The 21880-nt window shown below is 66.7% G+C and carries 17 protein-coding genes; 6 read left to right on the forward strand and 11 right to left on the reverse strand.

The window, feature by feature from the left end:
- Positions 1-222 precede the first annotated feature (222 nt).
- Entirely contained in the window at positions 223-3231 is a 3009-nt protein-coding gene (locus tag ACK4I0_RS07155) for a TonB-dependent receptor domain-containing protein (protein ID WP_409609420.1), read from the forward strand.
- 105 nt (positions 3232-3336) lie between these two features.
- On the opposite strand, the gene metH is transcribed toward ACK4I0_RS07155, so the two are convergent.
- The 10 genes from metH to ACK4I0_RS07205 all read right to left on the reverse strand — a co-directional run bounded on the left by metH (position 3337) and on the right by ACK4I0_RS07205 (position 14248).
- Positions 3337-6003 (reverse strand): methionine synthase, encoded by a 2667-nt coding sequence (gene metH / locus ACK4I0_RS07160; RefSeq protein ID WP_409609422.1) that lies wholly within the window; start codon positions 6001-6003, stop codon positions 3337-3339.
- A complete protein-coding gene (locus ACK4I0_RS07165) occupies positions 6000-6692 on the reverse strand; it encodes a class I SAM-dependent methyltransferase (RefSeq protein WP_409609424.1) in 693 nt (230 codons plus the stop codon). The genes metH and ACK4I0_RS07165 overlap by 4 nt, the downstream gene beginning before the upstream one ends.
- Positions 6689-7012, reverse strand: coding sequence for a hypothetical protein (locus ACK4I0_RS07170; protein ID WP_409609426.1), 324 nt, complete (start codon positions 7010-7012; stop codon positions 6689-6691). Before ACK4I0_RS07170 ends, ACK4I0_RS07165 begins: the two co-directional genes overlap by 4 nt.
- Positions 7009-8103, reverse strand: a complete 1095-nt coding sequence (locus tag ACK4I0_RS07175) for a homocysteine S-methyltransferase family protein (RefSeq protein ID WP_409609428.1) — start codon at positions 8101-8103, stop codon at positions 7009-7011. The genes ACK4I0_RS07170 and ACK4I0_RS07175 overlap by 4 nt, the downstream gene beginning before the upstream one ends.
- Positions 8104-9045, reverse strand: a complete 942-nt coding sequence (gene metF, locus ACK4I0_RS07180) for a methylenetetrahydrofolate reductase [NAD(P)H] (RefSeq protein ID WP_409609430.1) — start codon at positions 9043-9045, stop codon at positions 8104-8106.
- Positions 9045-10007 (reverse strand): ArsR/SmtB family transcription factor, encoded by a 963-nt coding sequence (locus tag ACK4I0_RS07185; protein WP_409609432.1) that lies wholly within the window; start codon positions 10005-10007, stop codon positions 9045-9047. Before ACK4I0_RS07185 ends, metF begins: the two co-directional genes overlap by 1 nt.
- Positions 10008-10054: 47 nt before the next feature.
- Complete coding sequence (locus tag ACK4I0_RS07190; protein WP_409609434.1) at positions 10055-10984, reverse strand: 2-hydroxyacid dehydrogenase; 930 nt, start codon at positions 10982-10984, stop codon at positions 10055-10057.
- An 81-nt stretch (positions 10985-11065) separates the two neighbouring features.
- Positions 11066-12733: an energy-dependent translational throttle protein EttA gene (gene ettA / locus ACK4I0_RS07195; protein ID WP_409609436.1), complete on the reverse strand. Its 1668-nt coding sequence runs from the start codon at positions 12731-12733 to the stop codon at positions 11066-11068.
- A 111-nt stretch (positions 12734-12844) separates the two neighbouring features.
- The gene (locus ACK4I0_RS07200) at positions 12845-13456 is read right to left on the reverse strand and encodes a TIGR02466 family protein (RefSeq protein WP_409609438.1); all 612 of its coding nucleotides are present in this window, start codon (positions 13454-13456) and stop codon (positions 12845-12847) included.
- 9 nt (positions 13457-13465) lie between these two features.
- Positions 13466-14248: a pseudouridine synthase gene (locus ACK4I0_RS07205; protein ID WP_409609440.1), complete on the reverse strand. Its 783-nt coding sequence runs from the start codon at positions 14246-14248 to the stop codon at positions 13466-13468.
- Positions 14249-14525: 277 nt separating this feature from the next.
- Between ACK4I0_RS07205 and ACK4I0_RS07210 the strand changes: the two genes are divergently transcribed.
- The gene (locus tag ACK4I0_RS07210) at positions 14526-15020 is read left to right on the forward strand and encodes a hypothetical protein (protein WP_409609442.1); all 495 of its coding nucleotides are present in this window, start codon (positions 14526-14528) and stop codon (positions 15018-15020) included.
- Between the two features lie 12 nt (positions 15021-15032).
- On the opposite strand, the gene ACK4I0_RS07215 is transcribed toward ACK4I0_RS07210, so the two are convergent.
- Positions 15033-15653 (reverse strand): DUF938 domain-containing protein, encoded by a 621-nt coding sequence (locus ACK4I0_RS07215; RefSeq protein WP_409609444.1) that lies wholly within the window; start codon positions 15651-15653, stop codon positions 15033-15035.
- 254 nt (positions 15654-15907) lie between these two features.
- Between ACK4I0_RS07215 and ACK4I0_RS07220 the strand changes: the two genes are divergently transcribed.
- The 4 genes from ACK4I0_RS07220 to ACK4I0_RS07235 form a co-directional block, all read left to right on the forward strand.
- Positions 15908-17779: a phosphoenolpyruvate carboxykinase (GTP) gene (locus ACK4I0_RS07220; RefSeq protein ID WP_409609446.1), complete on the forward strand. Its 1872-nt coding sequence runs from the start codon at positions 15908-15910 to the stop codon at positions 17777-17779.
- A 38-nt stretch (positions 17780-17817) separates the two neighbouring features.
- A complete protein-coding gene (locus ACK4I0_RS07225) occupies positions 17818-18249 on the forward strand; it encodes a hypothetical protein (RefSeq protein ID WP_409609447.1) in 432 nt (143 codons plus the stop codon).
- 174 nt (positions 18250-18423) lie between these two features.
- Complete coding sequence (locus tag ACK4I0_RS07230) at positions 18424-20577, forward strand: sodium-translocating pyrophosphatase (RefSeq protein ID WP_409609449.1); 2154 nt, start codon at positions 18424-18426, stop codon at positions 20575-20577.
- 93 nt (positions 20578-20670) lie between these two features.
- On the forward strand, positions 20671-21880 hold a 1210-nt coding region (locus ACK4I0_RS07235; RefSeq protein ID WP_409609451.1), incomplete at its 3' end, for a carboxyl transferase domain-containing protein.

Here is a 21880-nt window from a genome sequence, read left to right on the forward strand (position 1 = left end):
CGCGAAATTGGCTTTCCATTGGCTGCATATCATTGCAAAGTCGCAAAAAATCACTCTTTCTGCATATCTATCAATACATTGCAGTGGTGTGTCAGCCGTGTGACATCTTCGACGTTTCTGTGTTCGGCAAGCGGCGATAACTAGTCTGGACGTTTCGAGCAGCTAACCTCCCTGAATTGCCTCGGGGAACTGCCGAGGTGAATTTTGACAGGAGGGAATGGCGTGACCATTCGCACCACGCGACAGCGTCTACTGCAGACGACATTCATCGGCGGCGCCCTGGCGGCCGTCGCGTTCACGCCCGGCATGGCGGCGGCCCAGGTTGCGCCGCTTCAGGAAGCTCCCACTGAGGAGCAAACCGCTCAGGTCAGCGACATCGTCGTCACCGGCTCGCGCATCACGCGTCAGGACTATCAGTCCGCTAGCCCGATCGTGACCGTGTCGCAGGAAGACTTCCAAGCGACAGGGGCGGTGACGATCGACGCGCTCGTCAACGATCTGCCGCAGTTCGTGCCCTCGGTGAACCAGACCTCGAACAACCCGTCGAACGGCGGTCAGGCCAACGTCAACCTGCGCGGCCTGGGCACCAACCGCACCCTGGTGCTGGTCAACGGCCGCCGACTGATCTCGCCGAACTCTGGCGGCGCCGTCGACCTGAACGTCCTGCCGACCGCCTTGATCCGCAACGTCGAAGTCATCTCGGGCGGCGCCTCGGCCGCTTACGGCTCGGACGCCGTGGCCGGCGTGGCCAACTTCATCCTGGACACCCGCTTCGAGGGCGTCCGCATGGACGCCCAGTATGGCATCACCGACCGTAGCGACGGCGATACCGAAAGCTATTCGATCGCGCTGGGCAGCCGGTTCGCGGATGACCGCGGCCACGCCGTCTTCTCCGTCGGTCGCGCCACGCGCGGTCTGATCTTCAACGCCGACCGCGAGTTTTCATCCGTGTCGGGCGCTTCTGGCGCCTCGCCGCTGGGCAACACGGTGTTCGATGCGAACAACGCCCCCAACCAGGCCTTCGTCAACGGCGTGTTCGGCACGCCGACCATCTGCGCCACGCCGCAGAACGCGACCGCGCCCTGTATCGCCAACACCGGCAGCTTCGGCTTCAACAATGACGGATCGCTGTTCAGCTATGTCGGCCGCCGCAACTTCCAGAGCCCGGGCGGCATCGACTTCGACGGCTTCGCCGACCGCTCTCCGGACTTCCTCTACAACACCGGCCCGCTGAACTACCTGCAGCTCCCGCTTGACGCCTGGAACGCCTACAGCTCCGTTTCCTATGACGTGAACGACGACGTCGAACTGTATGGCGAGTTCATCTTCTCGGAATACAGCGTGGCGCAAGAGCTGGCGGCGACGCCTGCGGCGGGACCTACGGGCTTCCGCGTGCCCTCGACCAACCCCTTCATCACGCCGCAGCTGCGCGCCTTCTTGAACGCGCGGCCTAACCCGGCGGGTTCTTTCCGTCTGGACTACCGCTTCACCGACCTGGGCGGCCGCAACGCCCAGTACGACTACAGCGTCTATCAGGCGACCTTCGGCGTGCGCGGCAAGCTGCGCGGGCTGCGCGACTGGACCTATGACATCTACGCCCAGCGCGGTCGCAGCGAGCAGATCACGATCCAGACCGGCAACGTGTCGCGTTCGTCGGTCCAGACCCTGCTGGACGCCGCGGACGGCGGCGCGTCGATCTGCGCCGGCGGCTTCGACTTTGTCGGCCAGGCCAATCTCTCGGCTGCTTGCCAGGCCTACATCGGCCGGACCTCGCAGAACGTCTCTGTCCAGGAGCAGGACATCGTCGAGGCGTCGCTGCAAGGCAGCCTGTTCGAGCTGCCCGCCGGCGACGTGCGTTTCGCGGCAGGCATTCAGTACCGCGGCACGGACTATGCGTTCCGTCCCGATGCGTCGCTGGCGCGCACCAATCCCGTCGTGACCCGTCCCGACGGCGGCACGACCGGCGGAACCGAAATCGCGGGCTTCAACGCCTCGCCGGCGCTGTTCGGTTCGGTCAACTCGGTCGAATACTTCGCCGAATTCCTGGTGCCGATCCTGGCCGATCTGCCCTTCGTGCAGCAGCTTGATCTGAACCTCGGCTACCGTCTGTCGGACTACAACACTGTCGGCTTCACCGAGGCTTACAAGGCCGACCTCGACTGGCAGATGTTTGACGTGCTGCGCCTGCGTGGCGGCTATCAGCGCGCCGTCCGCGCGCCGTCGATCGGCGAACTGTTCGCCGCCGGGGGCGCCAACTTCCCCGCGATCGGCTCCGTGTCGGCCACCGGCCTGGGCGGCGATCCTTGCGACATTCGCAGCTCATACCGGAACGGGCCCAATGCGGCTCAGGTTCGTGCGCTGTGTATCGCGCAGGGCATCTCGGCTGGCGCCGTCGACAGCTACCAGTTCACCAACAACCAGGTCCAAGGCGTGTCGGGCGGCAACCCGAACCTGTTCGAAGAAACCTCGGACTCGTACAATGTCGGCTTGGTTCTGACCTCGCCGTATCAGAACCCCTGGCTGTCGGGCATTTCGGCCTCGATCGATTATTACAACATCGAGATCAAGGACGTGATCGGCACCGTCGCGGCGTCGACCCAGCTGCAAGGCTGCTTTAACGCCCAAGGGCAAAACCCGACCTACGACCCGAACAACGGCTTCTGCCAGCTGTTCCAGCGTGACCCGCTTTCCGGCAACGTCGTCAATGCGCAGGAACTGCAGGCCAACCTGGCCACGCTGAAGACGTCCGGGGTCGATCTGCAGGTCGATTGGCGTCTGGTGCTGGCCGACATCGGCGCCCCGGATTGGGGCACGCTGGACTTCAACGTCGTCGTTGGCTGGCTTGAAGGATTCGAGCGTCAGGACGTCGCAGGCGGTCCGTTCATCGACCGGACCGACACGATCGACAGCGTGTTCGGCAACACCTTCCCGGAATGGAAGTCGCTGACGTCGATCAACTGGGCCTATGGTCCTGTCTCGCTGGGCGCTCGCTGGCGCTACATCGACGGCATGACCCAGTTTGGAACGGCGAACGAAATCCCCTCCAAGGATTACTTCGACATCCTGGCCAGCTGGAACCTGAACGACACCGTCAGTCTGCGTGCGACGGTGAACAACATCACCGACGAGCAACCGCCGGTTTATGCCCCGGGCGTTCAGGCCAACACCGACCCGTCGACCTACGACACCCTGGGTCGTCGTTACTCGATCGGCTTGACCGCCCGCTTCTAAGCGACGGTTTACCGACAGGATTGGGGCGGCGGTCTTCGGACCGCCGCCCTTTTCTTTTGTGTTGTTAGGGACGCGTGGTGGACGGCCGCCGCGGCGCGCCGGCCCTTAGGCCGCCGGTTCGCGGCGCGCCGCCTGCGGGTCGTAGTTCAGGATGGGAGCCAGCCAGCGTTCGGCGGTGGCGAGGTCCCAGCCCTTGCGGGCGGCGTAGTCCTGGACCTGGTCGCGGTCGATCTTGCCGACGCCGAAATAGTGGCTGCCCGGATGGCCGAAATAGAGGCCTGACACCGAGGCCGGGGGCGTCATGGCGAAGCTTTGGGTCAGGGCCATGCCGGCGTTGGCGCCGGCGTTCAGCAGGCGGAACAGCGTCGCCTTTTCAGTGTGATCGGGCTGGGCCGGATATCCGGGGGCGGGGCGGATTCCCTGGTATTTCTCGGCGATCAGGTCGTCGACGCTGGTCGCTTCGTCGGGCGCATAGCCCCACAGCTGAGTCCGCACTTGCTTGTGCAGCCGCTCGGCGAAGGCCTCGGCCAGGCGGTCGGCCAGGGCGGTGGCCATGATGGCGGAATAGTCGTCGCCGGCGTCCTTGAACCGCTTGGCGATCTCCAGCTCGCCGTGGCCGGCCGTGACGGCGAAGGCGCCGATGTAGTCCTGATCGTCTTCGGCGACGAAGTCCGACAGGGCCAGGTTCGGCTTGCCGTTCGACTTCTTGATCTGCTGGCGCAGGGTGTGGAAGCGGGCGATCTCTTCGCTGCGGCTCTCGTCGGCGAATACGGCTATGTCATCGCCTGTCGCTCTAGCGGGCCAGAAGCCGACGACGCCTTTGGCGGTGAACCACTTCTCGGCGACAATCTGTTTCAGCATCGCCTGGGCGTCCATGAACAGGTCGCGCGCGGCCTCGCCGACGATCTCGTCGTCCAGGATCAGGGGGTAGCGGCCGATCAACTCCCAGCTGGCGAAGAAGGGCGTCCAATCGATGTGGTCGGCCAGGTCCTGCAGGTCCCAGGCGTCGAAGGCGCGCACGCCGATGAAGGCCGGCTTGCCGGGGCGAGGTTGGGCCGGATCGAGCTGGAAGCGGTTGTCGCGGGCCTGGGGCAGGGACGCCCGCGCCTTGACCTCCTGGCCCCGCGCGTACTGCTCGCGGATGCGGATGTATTCGTCGCGCGTGGCGGCCTCGTTCCGAGCCTTTTCCGTGGGCGACAGCAGGCCCGAGACCACGCCGACGGCGCGGCTGGCGTCCACGACATAGGTGGTGGAGCCTCGGGCGTAGGCGGGCTCGATCTTGACCGCCGTATGGGTGCGGCTGGTGGTGGCGCCGCCGATCAGCAGCGGAATGTCGAAGCCGCGCCGCTCCATCTCGGCGCCGACGAAGACCATCTCGTCCAGCGAGGGCGTGATGAGGCCGGACAGGCCGATGATGTCGACCTTGTGCTCGACGGCGGCGTCCAGGATGCGGTCGGCCGGGACCATGACGCCCAGGTCTATGACCTCGTAGTTGTTACACTGCAGCACGACGCCGACGATGTTCTTGCCGATGTCGTGGACGTCGCCCTTGACCGTGGCCATCAAGATGCGGCCGGCCTGTTCGCGCGGCTTGCCGGCCTTCTCGGCCTCCATGAAGGGTTCCAGCCAGGCCACGGCCTGCTTCATCACGCGGGCGGACTTCACCACCTGCGGCAGGAACATCTTGCCCGAGCCGAACAGGTCGCCGACCACGTTCATGCCGTCCATCAGCGGGCCTTCAATGACGTGCAAGGGGCGTTCGGACGCCAGGCGAGCCTCTTCGGTGTCGGCCTCGATGAATTCGGTGATGCCGTTGACCAGGGCGTGTTCGATCCGCTTGCCGACCGGTTGTTCGCGCCACTTCAGGTCCACGACCTTGGCCGCGCCCTTCTCGCACTTGTATCCGGGCGCCATGTCCACCAGCCGCTCGGTGTTGGAGACATTGGTCCGCTGCGGGCGGTTCAGGATCACGTCCTCGACGGCTTCCCTCAGCACCGGGTCGATGTCGTCATAGACGGGCAGGTCGCCGGCGTTCACGATGCCCATGTCCATGCCCGCGTTGATGGCGTGGTACAGGAAGACGCTGTGGATCGCCCGGCGCACGGGCTCGTTGCCGCGGAAGCTGAAGCTGACGTTCGACACGCCCCCCGAGACGCGGGCGTAGGGCAGGGTGGCCTTGATGACCTTCACCGCCTCGATGAAGTCCACCGCGTAGTTGTCGTGCTCCTCGATCCCCGTCGCCACGGCGAAGATGTTGGGATCGAAGATGATGTCCTCGGGCGGGAAACCGACCTCGTTGACCAGGATGTTGTAGGCGCGGGTGCAGATCTCGATTTTGCGGGCGGCGGTGTCGGCCTGACCCACCTCGTCGAAGGCCATGACCACGACGGCGGCGCCGTAGCGCAGGCACTTGACGGCCTGCTCGCGAAACTCGGCCTCGCCCGACTTCATCGAGATCGAGTTCACGATCGGCTTGCCCTGAACGCACTTCAGGCCCGCTTCGATCACCTCCCATTTGGAGCTGTCGATCATCACCGGCACGCGGGCGATGTCGGGCTCGGCCGCGATCAGGTTCAGGAAGGTCCGCATGGCGACGACGCCGTCTAGCAGGCCCTCGTCCATGTTAACGTCGATGATCTGTGCGCCCGCCTCGACCTGCTGGCGGGCGACGTTCAGGGCGGCGGCGTAGTCGCCCTCGACCACCAGCTTCCTGAACTTGGCCGAGCCGGTGACGTTGGTGCGTTCGCCGACGTTGATGAAGACAGGTCTCACGCGTACGCCACCCAGCCGTGCCAGTTCATGGCGTGATAGAAGTGCTCGATGTCGGCGAAGCCCGCTTCCGCCAGCAGCACCTCGTCGCGTTCGGCCGGGACCATGCCCGGGTTGCCGCGATGGCTGGCGCGGGCGTTCTTCAGCGTCTCTGGATCGACGCCGTTCGCCGCTGCAAAGGCGACGTAGCGGTCCATGTTGCGGTCGAACTGGGGATTGTCCGCCCGGTCGCACCGATCGACCAGAACGAAGGGCGCGCCCGTCTTCAGGCGGCGGCGAATGGCCTTCAGCGTCGCCAGCTTGGCTCCGTCGTCCGGCAGGATGCCCAGCACCAGGATCATCGTCGCGCCATCGAACGGACCGTCCGGCGCAGCCTCGACGCCGCCCTCGATCAGCTCTACGCGAGCCATCGTCTCTTCGCCCAGGATATGCCGGGCGAGGTCGAGCATCTTGCCGGCTGGATCGACGCCGGTGAAGCGCCAGCCGGGGCTGGCCTTGGCCAGGGCCTGGGTATCCAGCCCACCGCCAGCACCCACGACCAGCACATGGCCGTCGTCGGGCACGCGCTCGCCCAGCAGGATGCCCGCCATCTGCAGCACGCCGGGCTGGCCGGGCATGAAGGCGCGCGGCCCCTTCTCGATGTATTTGGCGACGAAGTCCGGGTCGGCGAAGTTGAACGCGGGTTTTGTCACGGGGCGCTCCAAATGCTAGAGTAACCTCGCGTGGTCAGCATCGCGGTCGCCTTGGAACGAGCGGACCGTGCCCGTCCCGCAAGCACCGCGTCGCAGACTGCCAAAAGCAGATCCGCTTCCTGCCGGGTCTTTGGGGTCGCATCTTCAATGAAGATTGCTTGCCAACTGACAGACACGAACCCGCCTTGGATCTCGATTTCGAGGTCGTCTCCGCCTGCCGGGATGCGGATTTCGAGCCCATCGCCTTCTGGGCGAACGGATCCAATAGCTTCGGCGAGGGCTTCGGCTTCCCGACGAAAGTAGTTTAACGACGACGTCATGCCACCAACTCAAAGGGCTCCAGGCCGGATAGGCGCATCGCCACGGGACGCTCTGGAATGGCTCGGGGCTTCAGCGGGCCGACCTCTTCCGCCACGTGCCTGATGTGGTCCGGCGTCGTGCCGCAGCAGCCGCCGACGATGTTGACCAGGCCCGACGCGGCCCATTCCTCGATGAAGTGGGCAGTCTCGTGGGGCTGTTCGTCATACTGGCCCATGGCGTTGGGCAGGCCGGCGTTGGGGTAGGCGGCGACCAGGGTGTCGGCGACGCGGCTCAGTTCGGCGATGAAGGGGCGCATCAGATCGGCGCCCAAGGCGCAGTTAAAGCCGACGGCGAACGGCTTGGCGTGGCGTACGCTGTTCCAGAAGGCTTCGGCCGTCTGGCCCGAGAGCGTGCGGCCCGAGCGGTCGGTGATGGTGCCCGAGATCCAGATGGGCAGGGGCTCCAGCCCCTCGTCCTCCAGATCCTTGATCGCCTTGATGCAGGCCTTGCAGTTCAGCGTGTCGGTGATGGTCTCGATCAGATACAGGTCGACGCCGCCCTCGTTGAGGGCCTTCACCTGATGGCGATAGGCCTCATAGACCTGATCGAAGGTGACCAGCCGCGCGCCGGGGTCGTTCACGTCCGACGACATGGACAGCATCTTGTTCAGCGGGCCGATCGAACCGGCGGCGAAGCGCGGCTTGTGCGGCTCCTTCGCCGTCCAGCGGTCGGCCGAGGCGCGGGCGAGCTTGGCGCCTTCCAGGTTGATGTCCCACACGACCTGGGCGTCCAGGCGGTAGTCGTCCTGGGCGATGGTGGTGGCCGAGAAGGTGTTGGTCTCGCTGATGTCGGCGCCGGCCTCGAAATACTGGTCATGCAGGTCGGCGATGATGTCGGGGCGGGTGATGCAGAGGATGTCGTTGTTCCCCTTCATCTGCTCCTTTTCGTCATAGCCGTTTGTGGCCGTGAAGCGATCGCCGCGGAAATCGACCTCTTCCAGACCGCGCCGCTGGATCATCACGCCCCAGCTGCCGTCCAGAACGAGAATGCGCGCCTTGGCCGCCGCGTGCAGGGCGGCGATCCGCTCGGGGCGGGTGAGGGGAGACGTCATCTAGGCGGCCGCCTTGGTTTCGCGCACCCCCAGAACCCGGCAGATGGCGTAGACCAGATCCGCCCGGTTCAGGGTGTAGAAGTGGAAGTCGGAGAAGCCCTCTTCCTGCAGCCGCGCGCAGGTCTCGGCGGCGACCGAGGCGGCCAGCAGCTTGCGGGTCTCGGAGTCATCGTCCAGCCCGTCGAAATGCGCCTTGAGCCAGTCGGGGATGCTGGCCCCGCACGCGCCGCACATGCGCGTCAGGCCGGCGAAGTTGGACACCGGCATCACGCCGGGGATCAGCGGAATGGTCACGCCCGCCGCCCGAACGCGGTCGCGGAACCGCAGAAAGGCGTCGATGTCGAAGAAGAACTGGCTGACCGCGCGGGTCGCCCCGGCGTCCACCTTGGCCTTCAGCACATCGATGTCGTGATCGATGGAGGGGCTCTCGGGATGCTGTTCGGGATAGACGCCGACTGTGATGTCGAACCCGCCTGCGCGGCTGATCGCTCGGGTCAGTTCGGTGGCGTTGGCGTAGCCGTCGTTGCGGGGCCGATAGACGCCGCCGATGCCAGCCCCGCCCGGTGGATCGCCGCGCAGGGCGACGATGTGATCGACGCCGATGGCCTTGTAGCCCGCGATGACCTCGTCCACCTCGTCGCGGCTGGCTTCCACGCAGGTCAGGTGAGCGGCGGGGCGAAGCGCGGTCTCGGCGATGATCCGCTGAACGGTGCGGTGCGTGCGCTCGCGTGTCGACCCGCCGGCGCCGTAGGTGACCGAGACGAAGGCCGGGTTCAGGGGCTCCAGCCGCCGGATCGCCTTCCACAGATTGGCCTCGGCCTCGTCGGTCTTGGGCGGGAAGAACTCGAAGGAGACGCGCACGGCGTCGTGGTTCGAGCCTGCGCGCGCCACAGGGCCGAGCGGCGACAGCAACAGGGCGCGGGCCTGGGCCAGGGAGGTCATCAGGCGCTCCTGCGTTGGGCGACGGCCGGACGTTCGCCCGTCCAGACGGTGACGGTCAGCCCCTCCTTGTCGGGCGGCAGGGCGATCGGCGCCGACGACGTCAGGCCCGCGTCGGCCAGCCAGTCGGCGATCTCGGCGTCGGCGAAGCCCAGCCGGCGATGCTGGTGCGCCTCGCGCATGTGCTCGAAATCGTGCGGGGCGAAATCCACGATCAGCAGCCGTCCGCCCGGCGACACCAGCCGCGCCGCCTCGGCGACGGCGGAGGCCGGGTCGGCCAGGTAGTGCAGCACCTGGTGCACCACGACCAGATCGGCGCTCTGGGCCGGCAGGCGGGTGGCGAAGATGTCGCCGTGGCGCAGCTCGACCTTGTCCAGCCCGGCCTTGGAGACATTGGCCCTGGCGATGTTCAGCATGTTCTGGCTGAGGTCGAGGCCGACGGCCATTTTCGCCTTCTTGCCGAACAGGGTCAGCATCCGGCCGGAACCCGTCCCCAGGTCCACGACCCGTTCGAAAGGTCCGGGCCCGGCGGCGCGCTCCAGCGCGGCCTCGACCGCGCTTTCGCTGACGTAGAGGGAGCGCAGGCGGTCCCACTGGGGCGCGACCTGTTCGAAATAGGCCGTGGCGGCCTGCTCGCGGTCCTTTCGGACCAACTCCAGCCGGCGGTGGTCGGCCTCGCCCGCGGCGTCGTCCAGAAGGTCCAGCACCGTGTCGATCAGACCGCGCAGCAAGGCGTCGTGCGACAGGCGGTAGTAGACCCGCGCGCCGTCGGGGAAGCGCTCGATCAGACCGGCGTCCGCCATCAGCTTCAGGTGACGCGAGACCCGGGGCTGGCTCTGCTCCAGCACGCTGGACAGCTCCATGACCGAAAGCTCCTCGGCGGCGAGGAGAGACAGGACGCGAAGGCGGGTCGGCTCGCCGGCCGCACGCAGGGCTTCAACCGTCTGTTCGGCGCTCAGGGTCATTCGATCATATAAGGATATCCTTATATGATTATGCAAGCAGAAACTGCCTATGCAGCCGGGGTTCTGACCGGTTCTCCGGCGAAATGGGCGGCCAGATTCTGAAGCATCAGCATGAGCATGCCCTGGACGCCCGCCGTCGTCGCGCCGCCCGTGTGCGGGGTCAGCACCGTGTTGGGCACATCGGCCCAGCAGTCGGGATCGGTCGGCTCGGTCTCGAACACGTCCAGCGCGGCCGCGCCCAGACGACCGGCCTTCAGGGCTGCGATCAGGGCGTCCTCGTCCACCAACTGTCCGCGCGCGACGTTCACCAGCAGGCCGTCGGGCCCCAGCGCCTCGATAACCTCGCGCGAAATCAGACCGCGATTGGTCTCGTCGGCCTTGCAGGCGACGACCAGCACGTCGCTGTCGCGGGCCAGGTCCAGCAGGCTGGCGGCCTTGGGCCAGGCCGCATCCGGCTTTTCGCGCGGGCCCCACCACGACACCGCCATGCGACAGGCTTGCGCCCTCAGGGCCACGGCCTCGCCGATGCCGCCCAGGCCGACGACGCCCAGTTTCTGGCCCGCCAGCGATGGGCTCAGGCTCTTGCTTTCCGGCGTCCAGCCGCCGGCGCGCAGGGCGCGGTCGCCGCTGACGATCGCGCGGCGAGAACCCAGGATCAGGCCCAGGGCGTGGTCCGCCACATCCTCGTGGTTCACGCCGGGCGCATGGGTGACCTCCAGCCCGCGCGCGCGGCACCAAGCCACGTCGATGCCGTCATAACCCGAGGTGAAACAGGCGATCAGCGACAGCTTTGGCAGCCGTTCTACCAGCGCCTTGTCCAGTTCGAACTCGCCCGCCACGATCAGGGCGCGGATGTCGTCCCGAGCCTCGACCGGCGGGCCTTCCCAGAAGCGATAGACATCGTACTGGCTTTCCAGAAAGCCGGTCAGCGGCGCCAGATGCCGCTGCATGATCAGGACGGCGGGGCGTTGGGTCATGAACGAAGACTAGCCCACGTCGGCCCAAAGAAAAACGGCCTCCCGACTGTGTCGGAAGGCCGTTCTGTCAGCGTGTCGGGATCAGCGTCCGAACTTCTGGAACTTGATCCGGTGCGGGATCAGGGCGTCGGTGCCGAGGCGACGCTTCTTGTCTTCCTCATAGGCCTCGAAGTTGCCCTCGAACCATTCGACGTGGCTGTCGCCCTCGAAGGCCAGGATGTGGGTGGCCAGGCGGTCCAGGAACCAGCGGTCGTGGGAGATGACCACGGCGCAGCCGGCGAACTGCTCGAGCGCCTCTTCCAGGTTCTGCAGCGTCTCGATATCCAGGTCGTTGGTCGGTTCGTCGAGCAGGATCAGGTTTCCGCCGGACGCCAGAGTCTTGGCCAGGTGGACGCGGTTGCGCTCACCGCCCGACAGCTGGCCGACCTTCTTCTGCTGGTCGCCGCCCTTGAAGTTGAAGCTGCCGACATAGGCGCGCGTGTTGATCTCGCGCTTGCCGACCATCATCACGTCGGTGCCGCCCGAGATGGCCTGCCAGATGGTCTCGTCGGGCTTCAGGTCGTCGCGCGACTGGTCGACATAGGCCAGCTTGACCGTCTCGCCGACCTTGATGGAGCCGCCGTCGGGCGTTTCCTGGCCGGTGATCAGCTTGAACATGGTCGACTTGCCGGCGCCGTTGGGGCCGATGACGCCGACGATGCCGTTGGGCGGCAGCTTGAAGGTCAGATTGTCGAACAGCAGCTTGTCGCCGTAGGACTTCTGCAGGCCCTCGACCTCCAGCACCACATTGCCCAGGCGGGGGCCGGGCGGAATCTGGATGTGGGCATGGGTCTGGGCGCCGCGCATGCTTTCCTGCTCGTCGACCATCCGCTCATAGGCGGCCAGACGGGCCTTGGACTTGGCCTGTCGGGCCTTGGCGCCCGAACGGACCCATTCCAGTTCGCGGGTGAGGGCGCGCTGGCGGGCTTCGGATTCCGACTGCTCCTGAACCACGCGCTTCTGCTTGGCTTCCAGCCACGAGGAGTAGTTGCCCTCGTGCGGGTGGCCCTTGCCGCGATCCAGCTCCAGCGTCCACTTGGTCACTTGGTCCAGGAAGTAGCGGTCGTGGGTCACCAGGATGACGCAGCCCGGGAAGTTCTCCAGGTGATGCTGCAGCCAGGCGACCGACTCGGCGTCCAGGTGGTTGGTCGGTTCGTCCATCAGCAGCATGTCGGGCTTCGAAAGCAACAGGCGGGCCAGGGCCACGCGGCGCTTCTCACCACCCGACAGGTTGGTGACTTCCCAGTCGTCGGGCGGGCAGCGCAGGGCGTCCATCGCCATTTCGATGCGGCTGTCGATGTCCCAAACGTCGCCGGCGTCGATCTTCTCCTGGAGGGCGGTCATCTCCTCCATAAGCTCGTCGGAGTATTCCTCGGCCATCTCCATGGCGATGGCGTTGAACCGGTTGACCCACTGCTTTTCTTCGCACCAGGCCTCGACATTCTGGCGCACGTTCAGGCTGTCGTCGAGCTTGGGCTCCTGCTCCAGATAACCGCGCTTGATGCCGTCGGCGGCCTTGGCCTCGCCGGTGAACTCCTTGTCCAGGCCGGCCATGATCTTCAGCAGGGTCGATTTACCCGAGCCGTTGACCCCGACAACGCCGATCTTGGCGTCGTTGTAGAAGCTGAGCCAGATGTTCTCGAAGATCTTTTTGCCGCCGGGAAAGGCCTTGGTCAGGCCCTGCATCTGGAAAATGTATTGCTGCGCCATGAGGTGCGGTGCGCCCTGTCGTCTGATCGAATGCGGAGGTTGGCGCGGGATGTAGCGATTGCGCGCCGGATGGGCAAACCGGTAGCGCCCCGCCGGGGCGGTTTGAAGGCGTCAGGCGTAGTTGAAGCTGATCGAGATACGGTCGGCGCGGGCGGCGTTGGTCGGGACTTCGTGGCGCAGCCAGCTTTCCCACATCAGGACCGTGCCCGCCTGGGGGGTCAGATAGACGAACGGGCGTTCGGCCTCCGGGGCGTCGCCGTGGACGCTGGGACGGGCCATCATCATCGGCAGACGGGGGTCTTCCAGCTTCAGCGCCGAAGCGCCGTCGGGGACGTCGACATAGACCGTGCCGCTCAGGAAGGCGTGAGGATGGATATGACCGGTGTGGCCGCCTCCGGGCTTGAGGATGTTGACCCACAGATTGTCCAGCCGCGGCTTGCGCGCCAGATCGAAGTTCAGCAGGGCGGCGTAGGCGGCGGCGTGCTTGTCCAGGTGTCGCTTCAGCTCCGCGAACTCGGGCATGCGCTGAGGCAGGTCGGTCAGCGAGCCGTAGGAGGTGTAGCCGCGATAGCCGTTCGCGCGGCACCAGCGGCGGCCGGCCTGATCTTCTTCGGCCAGCATTCGACAGGCGTCGATCAGGCCCGCGTTGAAGGTTTCGAAACCTCGGCCGGACGCGAGGGAAGCCTCATAGACCTGGGTGACGAACAGGGGGCGCAGGCTCATGGGTCTGCCTTACGACCGGGGCGACGGGGCGGGAAGGGGCTGCGTCAGGGCCGTGCGCTCGTCCGGCGTCAGCAGGCGCCAGCGTCCCTCGGGCATATTGTCCAGACGGATCGGCCCGATGCGGATGCGCAGCAGGTCGGTGACCTCCAGGCCCACCATCTCGCACATCCGGCGGATCTGGCGGTTGCGGCCTTCCTTAAGAATGAAGCGGAGGCGGTGCGGATCCATACGGCTGACGCGGGCGCGGCGCAGCACCCGCCCGTCCAGCATCAGACCGTAGCGCAGGGTGGCCAGAGCCTTTTCGGTGACGTCGCCGGCGACGCGGACCAAATATTCTTTCTCCAGGTCCGACTGAGGGCCGATCACCGCCTTGGCGACCACGCCGTCCGATGACAGCAGCAGCAAGCCGCGCGAATCCAGGTCCAGCCGGCCGATCGGGGGCAGGGAGGCGTCGCGCGCCGGCGGCTCGCCCGGTCCGATCAGGTTTTCGGCAGTCAGCAGGCGCACGGCCGGAATTTTGTCCAGCTCGGGCTGGCCCGAGACATAGCCCAGCGGCTTGTGCATCACGATGGTGACGCCTTCGGCCAGGGCCTGCTGGGCGCTGTCGCTGAGGGTCAGGGTCTGGCCGGCGCTGATCTTGCGCCCGGCATCGGTGACCGTCTCGCCGTCGATGGAGACCAGCCCGGCGGCGATAAGGGCTTCCGCCTCGCGACGAGAGCAGACGCCGGACTGACCCAGCCACTTGTTGAGGCGCACCGGCTCGTCGCCGTCGTAGGTGCGGATGAAGGCCATGGTCGGGTTCCCGTGCGGGCGGTTGTGTACGGTCCGGCGACCCGTCGCCGCAAGAGCCCGCAGCTATGAGATCATTGACACTATCTCGGTCAGGCCGGCGTTGAAATCGGGTGTTATTCCCCCTATATCCCCACCATTCCAGCGAACCGGTCGAGTTCGCGTCCGGTTTCGGCCGAGACGCGCCGCCTCTCGTTTTCGAGACAGTTCGCTTGGTCTTCGTCCGATCTCTGATGATCGGATGGTCAAATACTGATCGACAACCCTCGAAGGAGACGTCTTGTACGCTCAACGCAACGCATCATCCGGCCCCCGTTCCCGCACCGGCTATAACCGCCCCGTTCCGACCCGCCTTCGCATGGGTCTGGTCATGCGGCGCGACATGGATTTCGGCCCGCTGGGAGACATGGAGCCCGCGTTGCGCGGCGAAGGCGTCTCTCTGGCCCCTATGTCCACCGGCGACGCCAGCCTGAGCGCCAGCGGCGTGACCGTGCTGCCGACCGCCACCGTTTCCGACATCACCAGCGGCGCTGTGAAGGGTCTGGTCGTGCCGGGCGGCTCGACCGATGAAGCCTCCATGGCGGCTGTGCTGTCGCTGGTCGACGCGGCGCGCGCCAAGGACCTGCCGATCCTGGCCTTTGGCGACGCGGTGGCCATGGTCGCCGATCGTCTTGAAGTGTCCGCCGAAGCCGAAGGCGCCGCCTTCCACAACGGCAAGGTCGCCCTGATGAATGACCGCGCCCAGCTCGCGGCCGTGGTCGGCGCGATCAGCTAATCCGTCTGAACGTCAGGCCCGCCGGAACAGCAGCATCAAGTTGTTGGCCGGCAGGGCCTTTCGCAGGGTGAAGGCCAGGCCGTGGACCTTGGCCTGGGCGATCACGTCGTCGCGGTCTCTCAGACCCCAGGCCGGGTCTCGCGCCTTCAGGCTCTTGTCGAAGGCGGTGTTCGACTCAGCTAGCGGCGTGTCGGCTTCGCGATAGGGGCCGTACAGGGCCAGAAGGCCAGCGAGTGCCAGAGTGCGCCCCGCCATCTCCATCAGCGCTTCCGTGGCCGCCCACGGGCTGATGTGCACCATGTTGATGCAGACGATGGCTGACCACTGCCGGTCGGGCCACGACTGTCGTTCCCTGACATCCAGCGCAAGCGGCTCGCGCAGATTCGCCGCGTCCGCCACGCCGCGCCAGGCCGCGATGCTGGCGCGCGCTTCGGGATCGGGGTCGCTGGGCGTCCAGTCCAGGCCGGGCAGAGCCAGCGCGAAGGCGCAGGCGTGCTGGCCCGTGCCGGCTGCGATCTCAAGCACGCTGCCCTCGGCCGGCAGGTGCGCCCGCAACACCTCAAGGATAGGCCGAGTGTTTCGCTCAGCGGCAGGCGAGAAGCGGGCGTCGGGCGGAGGGCTCGAAAAGATCATTGCACCGACCTAGAGCGAAAATGCACGTGGGTCATGCTGTCCTGACCCCGCGCATCCCCGCCTTCGCGGGGATGCGTGGGTGATGACTGAGGTGAAATTGCCTGAATCCCTTCTCCAACTCCCCTTGCAGGGCGAATTCTTGCGTCGGTTGACGCGGCGTCGCCTCGGGTGTCATTGGCCCTGAAACATTGCGTGATCCGGAATCGGAGACGCAAAGGTCTTTTGCGACACGGGGCGTCAGATCGCCGGTCGCCATGAGGTTCAGGAGCGTTCAGGTGACTTCCATCGACTCGATTCCCGGGCTGTCGCCCGCGCCCACTCGCCATGCCGGTCTGATCGAATGGGTCGGCCGCATCGCGGCTCTGACCAAGCCCGCGCGGGTCCACTGGTGCGACGGTTCGGAGGCCGAGAAGGCGACGATCATCGCCGATCTGGTCGAGAAGGGCACGCTGAAGCCGCTCGATCAGACCAAGCGCCCTGGCTGCTACTACGCCGCCTCGGACCCGCGCGACGTGGCCCGCGTCGAGAGTCGCACCTTCATCTGCCCGGAAAACGAGGCCGACGCCGGCCCGACCAACAACTGGGCCGAACCGACCGAGATGCGCGCGCGTCTGGACGGTCTGTTCGACGGCTGCATGGCCGGGCGGACGATGTACGTCGTGCCCTTCTGCATGGGCCCGCTGGGGTCCGAGATCAGCGCCCTGGGCGTCGAGATCACCGACAGCGGCTATGTCGCCGTGTCGATGGGGGTGATGACCCGCATGGGCGCCGCCGCCCTGGAGCAGTTGAGCGACGACGGCGTCTTCGTGCCGGCGATCCACACCCTGGGCGCGCCGCTGGCCGAGGGGCAGGCCGACGTGGCCTGGCCGTGCAACGACGACAAGTGGATCGTCCACTTCCCCGAGACGCGCGAGATCTGGTCCTACGGCTCGGGTTATGGTGGCAACGCCCTGTTGGGCAAGAAATGCTACGCCCTGCGCATCGCCTCGATCATGGCCCGCGACGAGGGCTGGCTGGCCGAGCACATGCTGATCCTGAAGCTGACGGATCCTAAGGGCCGCCAGAAGTATGTCGCCGCCGCCTTCCCCTCGGCCTGCGGCAAGACCAACCTGGCCATGCTTCAGCCCAGCCTCGACGGCTGGAAGGCCGAGACGGTGGGCGACGACATCGCCTGGATGCGCTTCGGCGACGACGGCCGGCTGTACGCGGTCAATCCGGAGGCCGGCTTCTTCGGCGTCGCGCCGGGCACCAGCCGCAACACCAACCAGAACGCCCTGGCCACGCTGAACTCCAACACCATCTTCACCAACACCGCCCTGACCGCCGACGGCGATGTGTGGTGGGAGGGCCTGTCCAAGACGGCGCCCGAGGGCCTGACCAACTGGAAGGGCGTGGCCCACGACCCCGCGTCGGGCGAGCCCGCAGCGCATCCGAACGCCCGCTTCGCCGCTCCCGCCGGCCAATGCCCCGCCATCGCCCCCGAGTGGGAAGACCCCAAGGGGGTGCCGATCGACGCCATCCTGTTCGGCGGCCGGCGGGCTTCGGCCGTGCCGCTGGTGACCGAGGCCTTCGACTGGGAGCACGGCGTCTTCATGGGCTCGACCGTGGCGTCGGAAGGCACCGCAGCGGCTGAGAACAAGGTGGGCGAGTTGCGGCGCGATCCCTTCGCCATGCTGCCGTTCTGCGGCTACAACATGGGCGACTACTTCGCCCACTGGCTGAAGATGGGCGAGGGCAGGGACCCGGCGAAACTGCCGCGCATCTTCTTCGTCAACTGGTTCCGCAAGGACCAAGACGGCCAGTTCGTCTGGCCGGGCTTCGGCGACAACGCCCGCGTGCTGAAGTGGATCGCCGAACGCATCGACGGCGAGGCCGAGGCGCTGGACACGCCGGTGGGCCGCACGCCTACGCGCGACGCGCTGGACCTGGATGGGTTGGATATGTCGGACGAGGCGCTGGCGACGCTGCTGGACGTGGACGCCGAGATCTGGACCGAGGAAGCCGCGCTGATCCCGGACTTCTACGCGAGGTTCGGTGATCGCCTGCCCCAAGCGCTGTGGGACCAGCACGCGGGCTTGACGCGCCGGCTGAACGCCGAACGCGCCGCTGCCCTAGCCGCCGAGTAGCAAGGCTTCGTCAACGCCGCGCTGGTATGAGGTGGGGCATGGATCGCCGCGCCCTGCTCGCCCTGACCGCCGTCTCCGGCGCCGCCCTGGCCGCCGGCCCGGCGCTCGCTGGCGACAAGAAGGCCCCCGAGGGCGCGCCGGTGCTCAACGTCGCAGGCGTCGGTCTGCCGGTGATCGAGGACGGCCGCATCCGGAACTACGTCTTCGTGGCGATTCGCCTGCATCTGGGCGGGGGCAAGACCGTCGAACAGATGCGGCTCAAGGAGCCGTACATCCGCGACGCCGTGGTCAAGGCGGCGCATCGCACGCCCTTCACCGTACCCGGAGACTGGACCCGGCTGAACGAGCGCGCCCTCGCGGCGGCCATCGTTCGTGCGGGCGTGGCGGCCGGCGGGCGCGGGGCGGTGACGCGCGCCGAGATCGTCTCGCAGACCCCGCGCCGCCGCACCGGAGTCCGCACGGGCGGATAACCCTGTTCAGGGGCGGTTGCGTCCTCATGTCGCGCTATGGCACGGTTCCGCCGCAATTCCCGCGGGACGCACGGTCGCGTCCGTACCGCACGGGGGGACCGGAAGGCGGACAGAGGCGATAACGCCCGCCGCGCCAAGGATCCGTGCGTTTTTGCACGAGGGCTTGGAAACGCCATGACGAACTATCTTTGGCTGGTCATCGCGGCCGGCGCGCTGGGGGTGCTGTACGGCGCCGTCCAGACCGCCGCTCTGCTGAAGGCCGACGCCGGCAACGACAAGATGAGAGAGATCGCCGCGGCGATCCAAGAAGGCGCCTCCGCCTATCTGCGGCGGCAGTACATGACGATTGGAATGGTCGGGGTCGTGATTCTCATCGCGGCCTTTTTTCTTATCGGGACCTATGCGGCGGTCGGCTTCCTGATCGGCGCGGTCCTGTCCGGCGCGGCGGGCTTCGCGGGCATGCTGATCTCGGTCAGGGCGAACGTCCGCACCGCCCAGGCGGCGTCCAAGAGCCTGGCCGGCGGGCTGGACCTGGCGTTTCGCTCGGGCGCCATCACCGGCATGTTCGTGGCGGGCGGCGCGCTTCTGGGCGTAGCCGGCTACTACGCCGTGCTGACCGAGTTCATGGGCCTGGACCGTGTGGGCCGCGAGGTCATCGACGGCCTGGTGGCTCTGGGCTTCGGCGCTTCGCTGATATCGATCTTCGCGCGGCTGGGCGGCGGCATCTTCACCAAGGGCGCCGACGTGGGTGGCGACATGGTGGGCAAGGTCGAGGCCGGCATTCCCGAGGATGATCCCCGCAACGCCGCCACCATCGCCGACAATGTGGGCGACAACGTCGGCGACTGCGCCGGCATGGCCGCTGACCTGTTCGAGACCTATGCGGTGACCACGGTCGCCACCATGGTCCTGGCCGCCATCTTCTTCCGCAACGATCCCGGCGTGGCCGAGGCGATGATGCTGCTGCCGCTGGCGATCTGCGGCATCTGCATCGTGACCTCCATCATCGGCACCTTCTTCGTGCGCCTGGGCAAGAAGAACAACATCATGGGCGCCCTATATCAGGGGCTGATCGTGACGGGCGTGCTGTCGGTCGGCGCCGTCTGGTGGGTGATCAACAGCCTGGTTCCGGGCGTTGTCGAAACGGCCAACGGCCTGGCGATCACGCCCATGAGCCTGTTCTGGTCCGGCGTCGTCGGCCTGGCGGTCACCGCAGCGATCGTGGTGATCACCGAATACTACACCGGCTCGAACTTCCGCCCGGTGCGGTCGGTGGCCAACGCCTCGGTGTCGGGCCATGGCACCAACGTCATCCAGGGCCTGGCCGTCTCGCTGGAGTCGACCGCCCTGCCGGCGCTGACGATCATTGTCGGCATCATCGCCAGCTTCCAACTGGCCGGCCTGTTCGGCATCGCCATCGCCACCACGACCATGCTGGGCGTGGCGGGCATGATTGTGGCGCTGGACGCCTTTGGTCCGGTCACCGACAACGCCGGCGGCATCGCCGAAATGGCGGGCCTGCCGGCCGACGTGCGTCACTCGACCGACGCCCTGGACGCGGTGGGCAACACCACCAAGGCCGTGACCAAGGGCTACGCCATCGGTTCGGCGGGCCTTGGGGCGCTGGTGCTGTTCGCGGCCTACACCTCGGACCTGGAGTACTTCGCCTCCAACGCCGAGGCCTATCCCTTCTTCGCGGGCATGGGACCGATCGACTTCGGTCTGACCAATCCGTACGTCGTCGTCGGCCTGCTGTTCGGGGGGCTGCTGCCCTTCCTGTTCGGCGGAATGTCGATGATGGCGGTGGGCCGCGCGGCCGAATCCGTCGTGGCCGAGGTGCGTCGCCAGTTCCGCGAGAACCCGGGCATCATGACCTATGAGACCAAGCCCGAATACGGCAAGGCGGTCGACATTCTGACCTCCGCCGCGATCCGGGAGATGGTCGTGCCGTCGCTTCTGCCGGTGCTGTCGCCGATCGTGTTGTTCGTGGCGGTGCTGTTTATCCAACCGGACAAGGCCAACGCGTTCGCCGCACTGGGCGCCATGCTGATGGGGGTGATCGTCACGGGCCTGTTCGTCGCGGTCTCCATGACCTCGGGCGGCGGGGCCTGGGACAACGCCAAGAAGGTCATCGAGGAAGGCTTCACCGACAAGAACGGCGAAGTCCACGCCAAGGGGTCGGAGGCGCACAAGGCCGCCGTGACCGGCGACACCGTGGGCGATCCCTACAAGGACACGGCCGGTCCGGCGGTGAACCCGATGATCAAGATCACCAACATCGTGGCCCTGTTGCTGCTGGCGGTGCTGGCGTCCGGCAGGATCGTGTAGATCAGGCTTCAACTTCGCAAATCGACGCCCCGGAGCACTGTCTCCGGGGCGTTTTTTCTTCTCGCGAGGGGCGGGCTTCGCTAGACCTTGGCCATGCCTCGTCTGACCTCCGCCCTCGACCGCTCCAGCCCCGGCTTCAAGGCCCTGGACGCCCACAATCGCGCCCTGGCCCAGGAGCTGAGGGACAAGATCGCCAAGGCCGCGCTAGGCGGTCCGGAAAAATCGCGTGAGCGCCATGTCTCGCGCGGCAAGCTGCTGCCGCGCGATCGGGTCGAGCGCCTGCTGGACCCCGGCTCGCCCTTCCTGGAGGTCGGCCAGCTGGCCGCCAACAGCTTGTACGGCGACGAGGCGCCCGGCGCCGGCATGATCTGCGGCGTTGGCCGGGTCTCGGGCCGCGAGGTCATGATCGTTTGCAACGACCCCACGGTGAAGGGCGGGGCCTACTTCCCGCTAACGGTCAAGAAGCACCTGCGCGCCCAGGAAATCGCCGAGCAGAACCGCCTGCCATGCGTCTATCTGGTCGATTCCGGCGGGGCCAATCTGCCGCATCAGGCCGAGGTCTTTCCCGACCGCGACCACTTCGGGCGCATCTTCTTCAATCAGGCGCGGATGAGCGCCGCCGAAATTCCCCAGATCGCCTGTGTCATGGGCAGTTGCACAGCCGGCGGGGCCTATGTGCCGGCCATGTCGGACGAGACGGTGATCGTGCGCAATCAGGGCACCATCTTCCTGGCCGGCCCGCCGCTGGTGAAGGCCGCGACCGGCGAGGTCATCTCGGCCGAGGAGCTGGGCGGCGCCGAGACCCACGGCCGCCGCTCAGGCGTGGTCGACCACGTGGCCGAGAACGACGAACATGCGCTGGAAATCGTGCGCTCCATCGTCGCCAATCTGAACACCATCAAGCCCCAGCCTCTGGATGTGCGCGAGCCGCGCGCGCCGCTGTTCGACCCGGAGGAGCTGTACGGCCTGATCCCGGACGACGTGCGCGCTCCCTACGACGTGCGCGAGGTCATCGCCCGAATCGTGGACGGCTCCGAGCTGGACGAGTTCAAGGCGCTTTACGGAACCAGCCTGGTCTGCGGCTTCGCCCGCATCTGGGGCCAGCCGGTCGCCATCCTGGCCAACAACGGCGTGCTGTTTTCCGAGAGCGCCCAGAAGGGCGCGCACTTCATCGAACTGGCTTGCAAGCGCAAGATTCCGCTGCTGTTCCTGCAGAACATCTCGGGCTTCATGGTCGGCGGCAAGTACGAGGCCGAAGGCATCGCCAAGCACGGCGCCAAGCTGGTCACCGCCGTCGCGAGCG

This window comes from Brevundimonas sp., from assembly GCF_046295775.1.
In the GTDB taxonomy this organism is placed as follows: domain Bacteria; phylum Pseudomonadota; class Alphaproteobacteria; order Caulobacterales; family Caulobacteraceae; genus Brevundimonas.

Excerpts from the sequence above, each read along its gene's own strand:
- metF (WP_409609430.1), bottom strand. The coding sequence starts at position 9,045 with ATGACCTCCCTGGCCCAGGCCCGCGCCCTGTTGCTGTCGCCGCTCGGC.
- ACK4I0_RS07215 (WP_409609444.1), bottom strand. The coding sequence starts at position 15,653 with ATGATCTTTTCGAGCCCTCCGCCCGACGCCCGCTTCTCGCCTGCCGCT.
- ACK4I0_RS07225 (WP_409609447.1), top strand. The coding sequence starts at position 17,818 with ATGGATCGCCGCGCCCTGCTCGCCCTGACCGCCGTCTCCGGCGCCGCC.
- ACK4I0_RS07175 (WP_409609428.1), bottom strand. The coding sequence starts at position 8,103 with ATGACGTCTCCCCTCACCCGCCCCGAGCGGATCGCCGCCCTGCACGCG.
- ACK4I0_RS07205 (WP_409609440.1), bottom strand. The coding sequence starts at position 14,248 with ATGGCCTTCATCCGCACCTACGACGGCGACGAGCCGGTGCGCCTCAAC.
- ACK4I0_RS07220 (WP_409609446.1), top strand. The coding sequence starts at position 15,908 with ATGAGGTTCAGGAGCGTTCAGGTGACTTCCATCGACTCGATTCCCGGG.
- ACK4I0_RS07170 (WP_409609426.1), bottom strand. The coding sequence starts at position 7,012 with ATGACGTCGTCGTTAAACTACTTTCGTCGGGAAGCCGAAGCCCTCGCC.
- ACK4I0_RS07200 (WP_409609438.1), bottom strand. The coding sequence starts at position 13,456 with ATGAGCCTGCGCCCCCTGTTCGTCACCCAGGTCTATGAGGCTTCCCTC.
- ACK4I0_RS07190 (WP_409609434.1), bottom strand. The coding sequence starts at position 10,984 with ATGACCCAACGCCCCGCCGTCCTGATCATGCAGCGGCATCTGGCGCCG.
- ACK4I0_RS07230 (WP_409609449.1), top strand. The coding sequence starts at position 18,424 with ATGACGAACTATCTTTGGCTGGTCATCGCGGCCGGCGCGCTGGGGGTG.
- ettA (WP_409609436.1), bottom strand. The coding sequence starts at position 12,733 with ATGGCGCAGCAATACATTTTCCAGATGCAGGGCCTGACCAAGGCCTTT.
- ACK4I0_RS07185 (WP_409609432.1), bottom strand. The coding sequence starts at position 10,007 with ATGACCCTGAGCGCCGAACAGACGGTTGAAGCCCTGCGTGCGGCCGGC.